This is a genomic window from Sphingomonas sp., from assembly GCF_048594985.1.
In the GTDB taxonomy this organism is placed as follows: Bacteria; Pseudomonadota; Alphaproteobacteria; order Sphingomonadales; family Sphingomonadaceae; genus Sphingomonas_I.
This window is the reverse complement of the sequence record NZ_JBMDXG010000187.1, coordinates 1-5,735: the sequence shown is the minus strand read 5'-3', so window position 1 is coordinate 5,735 and position 5,735 is coordinate 1. Positions and strand designations below refer to the sequence as shown.

At 65.6% G+C, this 5,735-nt stretch carries 5 protein-coding genes; 4 read left to right on the top strand and 1 reads right to left on the bottom strand.

The window, feature by feature from the left end:
- The first annotated feature begins 53 nt into the window (after positions 1 to 53).
- The 3 genes from ACOJSF_RS07180 to ACOJSF_RS07170 are packed head-to-tail and all read left to right on the top strand — an operon-like array spanning position 54 to position 2,415.
- Positions 54 to 251, top strand: a complete 198-nt coding sequence (locus tag ACOJSF_RS07180) for a DUF2093 domain-containing protein (RefSeq protein ID WP_420141532.1) — start codon at positions 54 to 56, stop codon at positions 249 to 251.
- Entirely contained in the window at positions 248 to 1,177 is a 930-nt protein-coding gene (locus ACOJSF_RS07175; RefSeq protein ID WP_420141531.1) for a M23 family metallopeptidase, read from the top strand. The genes ACOJSF_RS07180 and ACOJSF_RS07175 overlap by 4 nt, the downstream gene beginning before the upstream one ends.
- Positions 1,174 to 2,415 (top strand): tetratricopeptide repeat protein, encoded by a 1,242-nt coding sequence (locus ACOJSF_RS07170; protein ID WP_420141530.1) that lies wholly within the window; start codon positions 1,174 to 1,176, stop codon positions 2,413 to 2,415. Before ACOJSF_RS07175 ends, ACOJSF_RS07170 begins: the two co-directional genes overlap by 4 nt.
- A gap of 7 nt (positions 2,416 to 2,422) precedes the next feature.
- On the opposite strand, the gene ACOJSF_RS07165 is transcribed toward ACOJSF_RS07170, so the two are convergent.
- On the bottom strand, positions 2,423 to 3,076 hold the full coding sequence (locus ACOJSF_RS07165) for a hypothetical protein (RefSeq protein WP_420141529.1): 654 nt from the start codon (positions 3,074 to 3,076) through the stop codon (positions 2,423 to 2,425).
- A gap of 94 nt (positions 3,077 to 3,170) precedes the next feature.
- Between ACOJSF_RS07165 and ACOJSF_RS07160 the strand changes: the two genes are divergently transcribed.
- The coding region (locus ACOJSF_RS07160; protein ID WP_420141528.1) for a TonB-dependent receptor plug domain-containing protein at positions 3,171 to 5,735 on the top strand (2,565 nt) is incomplete at its 3' end.

The following is a 5,735-nucleotide window of genomic DNA, read 5'->3' as shown; positions in this document are numbered from 1 at the left end:
CCCAAACCCGAGCAGCCGACATTGCTCTGACGTTCGAAAGGTCACGAAAGATCATGCTGATGGCGCAGGGTCGCCCCGCCAAGCTCCACTACCTCGCCAATGGCTTCCGCGTGCTGGTGCCGGGCGATCACGTCGTCTGTGCCCGGTCGGGTGTGCCGATCGCGATTGAGGATCTGCGTTACTGGAGCGTCGGACGGCAGGAGCCTTACTCGACCGCCGCGCTCGCGACCGAAGCGGAGCAGCGCGCTTGAGGTCGCTGCTTGCGCCGGTCTTGCTGCTTGCCGCCACCGCCTGCATTCCGCGCGCCGCGCCGCCCGGGCCGGCCACGCCGCCGCCCCCGGTCGGGCTGCCGGTCGCACCGCCGCCGCCGCAGATCGTCCCGGCCGACATGTTCAAGCTGCACGGCCGTCCCGAGCAGGGCGCGCTGGTCGAGGGCACGGCGCCGATCGGCACCGCCCTGCTGTTGCTCGACGGCAAGCCGGTGCGGTTCGCGACGGATGGACGCTTCATCATCGGCTTCGACCGCGACAGCGGGCCCGCCGCGCTGATCGAGGCGCGGATGCAGGACGGCCGCCTGCTGCGCCTGCCGCTGACCGTCGCGCCGCACGCCTGGGACATTTCCGAGCTGCCGACACTCCAGCGCGGCACCACGCCCAGCCCCACGTATCAGCGCATCCGCGCCGAGGAATTGCGCCAGATCGAGGGCGCGCGCGCGGTGAACGCCGACAGCGACGGCTGGCGCCAGCGCTTCCGCTGGCCTGCTTACGGGCGGATCAGCACGCTGTTCGGATCGCAGCGCATCTATGCCGGGGGGCAGCGCGGCGCCTATCATGGCGGGCTCGACATCGCGAAGGCGGTGGGCGCGAAGGACATTACTGGCACACCCGCTCTCTCGCCGGCCGACGGCGTGATCGTCCTCGCGACCGACCGTCCCTTCAGTCTCGAGGGCAATCTCGTAATGATTGACCATGGCTTCGGTCTGGTGAGCGCGATGATGCACCTGCAGCGCATCCAGGTGAGAACGGGCGACCGTATCCGCCAGGGCCAGCCGGTCGGCACGATCGGCATGACCGGCCGCGCGACCGGGCCGCATCTGCATTGGGGCATGACCTGGAACGGCGTGCGGATCGATCCGATGAGTCTGGTCGGGCAGATGCCGGGGGGCGGCACGCCATGACTATGACGTCGCCCGAAGCCGCGCTGGCTCGTGCCGGTGAGGCGCACCGGAGCGGCAGACCCGAGGAGGCGGTCCGCTTGCTGCAGGGCGCATTGGCGGACCCACGCCCCGATCCGCGCGCGCTCAATCAGCTGGGCCTGAGCTGTCTGGCGCTCGGTCGGCCGGGCGACGCTCTCGCCGCTTTTACACGCGCGACGGCTGCGGACCCGCGGGCGCTGCCATTATGGTTGAACGTCGCGGACGCGCACCGCCGTCTGGGTCAGGCTGCCGAGGAGATCACCGCGCTCGACCGGGCGCTGGCGATCGACGCTTACAGCCTCCCCGCCCTGTTCGCGAAAGCGGCGGCGCTCGAACAGTCCGGCCGGCCGGAGGACGCGGTCAAGGTGTATCGCAACCTCCTCGCGGCCTATCCGGATGCGGACAAATTGCCGCCCGAGGCCCGACCGGCCCACGCCCGCGCCCGCGAGGCAGCGGACCGCGACGCAGCGGAGCGGGCCAAGCAGTTGCAGGTTGCGCTCGATCCGATCTACCTAGCGCATGAAGGGGAGGACTTTCGGCGCGCGCGCGCCTACGCCGACCAACTCACCGGCCGTCGCAAAATCTACGCTCCGCAGCCTGTCGCGGGGCATTTCCCGTTCCTGCCGGCATGGGAATATTTCGACGAAGCGCTCTTCCCCTGGCTCGCCGAACTCGAAGCCCATACGGATCGGATCCGCGCGGAGCTGTTGGCCCTGTGGCACGATACAGGCGAAGCGCCGCAACCCTACGTCGCCTATCCCGCCGGGGCTCCCGTCAATCAGTGGGCCGAGCTCAATCATTCGCCCCGTTGGGGGGCCTATTTCCTATGGCGCGACGGCGTCCGCCATGATGCGAATATGGCGCGGTGCCCGGAGACGGCGGCGCTGCTGGATCGGCTGCCGCTGCTCGACGTGCCCGGCAAGGGGCCGACCGCCATGTTTTCGATCCTCGACCCACATACGCGCATTCCACCCCATACGGGATCGACCAACATTCGCGGAACCGTCCATCTGCCGCTGATCGTGCCGGGGCAGTGCGCATTTCGGGTCGGCGGCGAGGTCCGCGAATGGCGGGAAGGGCAGGCATGGGTGTTCGACGACACGATCGAGCATGAGGCGTGGAACGACAGCGATCGACCGCGCGCCATCCTGATCTTCGATTGCTGGAACCCATTCCTCACGGAAATGGAACGCAGGGTCGTACGCGCGGCGGGAGGATGACGCGCTGTCAGCGGTTCTCGCGCTGCACGCGGACCGCCAGCTGTTTGTTGACGTTGGCGAGGTAGCTGCCCATCGCGGCCTTGCGGATCCGGATCGCGTCGCCAGGCTTGGGATCGGCCCGGAACTGGATCGAGTCGACCTGAACCCACGTCGCCCCGTCGTCCAAAACGAAGACCCAGCGCCCATTCCCACGTTGGGACGCCCGCGCGATCGTCGCGCGCAGCTCGGTCTCCTCCTCGCGCTGTTCAGAGCCTGCGGTCTCGCGCTTGCCGCCAAGGAGGTTAAGATCGGGCACGTTGAACCCGAACAGCGAGCGTTTGACCCGCCGCGCCTCTGCTGCATCGATCACGACGACCTCATGCTTGCTCGTCGCGGCGTCCAGCACGGCAGCCTGGGCATCGAAGCATCCGAGCCTTGCGGTTGCGTCCGTCAGCTTGCGGCATTCGAGCAGCGGAGCCAGCGCCGCACCGACCCTATCCTCGTCACGAGCGGCCGCCGGCGTCATTGGCAGGCTCATCAGCGCGAGCGCACAAGCGCTTGAGATCAAGGTCTTTCCCGAAGGCAATTTCCGCCTCTGAGGCAAAACTGTTGCGGTTTCGCTACACTGTTGCGCGTACCATTTCCCGGACATGAACGTCAGCTTTACAGTGCGGTGCAGCATCAGGCATGTCCCCACAATCGTCGTGACGCGAAAAGCGCCGCGATCGCACGGGACCGGTATCATGGGGCCGGTTTCAGACAAGGGGATTTGAATCGTGACCAGAACCCACCATCTTCTCGGGCGTTCCGCTCTGGGGAGCGTGACGCTTCTCGCCGGCCTCCTGCTGTCGGGCCAGGCCTTGGCGCAGGGCGCGCCGCCCAGCGCTTCTCCCGACGTTGCCGAAGGGCAGGACGTCGTCGTCACCGGTTCGCGCATCGCGCGCCCGAATCTGGAGGGCACCAGCCCGGTTACCGTGGTGGGTCAGGAGCAGATCGCGCTGCGCCCCGGCTCAGCCAACGTCGAAAACGTGCTGAACGATCTTCCGCAGGTCACCCCGACGACCTCGTCGACCTCGAACAACCCCGGCGGCGGCGTCGCCACGGTCAACCTGCGTGGCCTTGGCTCGCAGCGCACGCTCGTGCTGGTCGATGGCCGTCGCTACATGTCGTACGACGTCAACCAGATCGTCGACTTGAACACCATTCCGTCCGCGCTGATCCAGCGCGTCGACGTGGTGACGGGCGGCCAGTCGGCCGTTTACGGTTCGGACGCAATCTCGGGCGTGGTCAACTTCATCCTGAAGCGTGATTTCTCCGGCATCGAGATCAACAGCCAGTACAATGTCACCGGGCGTGGCGACGGGCAGGTCTGGGATCTGAACGGCACGATCGGCACGAACTTCGACGACGGTCGCGGTAACGTGACCATGTTCGCGCAATACACCAAGCGTAAGGCGACCTTCGCCGGCGAGCGCAGCTTCGCGCGCAACGCGCTCAACGACATCGACGGCGAGCTGGTCGCCGCCGGCGGTTCGCCTTCGGTTCCGCAGGGTCGTATCCAGGTCGCCGGTCTTGGCGCCGCGACTGGCCTGGGCTGCGACATTCAGGACTTCGGCACGGCGCCGGGGCAGAATTCGTGCTACCTGCCGGCCGATGGTTACAATTATTCGCCGATCAACTATCTGCAGGTTCCGCAAGAGCGTTTCCTCGTTTCGGCGATGGCGCATTACGAGGTCAGCGACGCCTTCCAGCCGTACATGGAAGCGCAATTCGCCAACAACCGCGTGACCAACCAGCTGGCTGCAACCCCGATCAGCAACGGCACGCCTTATGGGGACGGCGTGGTCGGCCAGATCGCCCTGCAGACCAACTCGCCCTTCTTTAATCCGGCGCTGCAGGCCGCGCTGACCTCGCTCGACACGGACGGTGACGGGTACGTCAATTCGAACTTCACCTTCCGCACGACGCAAATCGGGCCTCGCGCCAATTTCGACGAACGGAACGCATTCCGCGTCGTTGCTGGCGCGCGGGGCGATATCGGGGCGGGGTTCAGCTACGATGGCTATTATTCGTACTCGCGTACGAAGAATTCACAGCGCCAGCTGGGCAACGTTGCCATCAGCAACTTCCTCAACGCCGTCACGACGACGTTCGATGCCAACGGCAATCTGGTCTGCGCCGATGCAGCCGCTCGGCTGGCGGGCTGCGCCCCGGCGAATATCTTTGGCCTCAACCAGCTGAGCCCCGAGGCAGCAAGCTACATCTCGGTGGGCGCGACCAACCTCGAGGAATATACCACGCAGGTTGCCAGCTTCGTCGTGACGAACAACAGCCTGTTCGATCTCGGCGCGGGCGGCGTTGGCATCGCGGCCGGTCTCGAATATCGTTCCGAAAAGGGCCGGGTTGATCCCGATACTTACCTCGCGAGCGGCAACGTCGCCGGCTTCAACCCCGGTCAGGCGACCGCGGGCGGCTACAACGTGAAGGAGGCTTTCGCCGAAATCCACGTGCCGCTGCTGCGCGATACTTTCGTCAACCGCCTCGAAGTCAATGGCGCCGCGCGTTACACGAAATATTCGAACGCGCCGGGTGAGGTCTTCACCTGGTCGGCGGGTGCCGAGCTTGCGCCGATTCCCGACATCACCTTCCGTGGTCAGTATCAGCGCGCGATCCGTGGGCCGAGCGTCAACGAGCTGTTCCTCGGCAACACGGTGAGCTTCGCCGGCAATGCCGACTTCTGCGGAACGGCGGCTGCGGCTGCCGCTGGCACGCTTCGCGACATCTGCACCGCGCAGTTCAACGCTGCTGGTGCGCCGGTGGCGCGGATTGGTGATCCGGCGATCCAGGATCCGAACAATGTCAACCCGCTGACCTTTATCGGCGGTAACCCGAACCTGCGAGAAGAAACCGCCAAGACCTTTACGGTCGGCGCGGTGGTCACGCCCACGTTCCTCCGGGGTTTCTCCGCCACTGCCGATTATTACAACATCAAGATCGATAATTATATCAATACGGTCGGGACGTCGAATATCGGCAATCTCTGCTTCGTTCAGTTCAATCAGGACTATTGCAATCGCATCGTTCGTAATTCGTTCGGTGAGATCGACACGTTCAGCGATCGCAATGCGAACAGCGGTGGCCTGAAGACCGAGGGTGTCGACGTGACCGTCGGTTACAGCTCGTCGATCGGCCAGCTGTTTGCCAACGATGCCCGCCTGAGCTTCCAGTTCAACGGCACGCGTCTGATCAAGTACAACTTCACCCCCGTCATCGGGCTGGACACCGTCAATCGGTGCGCGGGCCGCTTCGGCTTCAACTGCGGCGTTCCGACGCCGAAGTGG

What these genes read in the sequence shown, in the direction of transcription:
- ACOJSF_RS07180 (WP_420141532.1), top strand. Translation starts at nt 54, where the DNA reads ATGCTGATGGCGCAGGGTCGCCCCGCCAAGCTCCACTACCTCGCCAAT.
- ACOJSF_RS07170 (WP_420141530.1), top strand. Translation starts at nt 1,174, where the DNA reads ATGACTATGACGTCGCCCGAAGCCGCGCTGGCTCGTGCCGGTGAGGCG.
- ACOJSF_RS07165 (WP_420141529.1), bottom strand. Translation starts at nt 3,076, where the DNA reads ATGCTGCACCGCACTGTAAAGCTGACGTTCATGTCCGGGAAATGGTAC.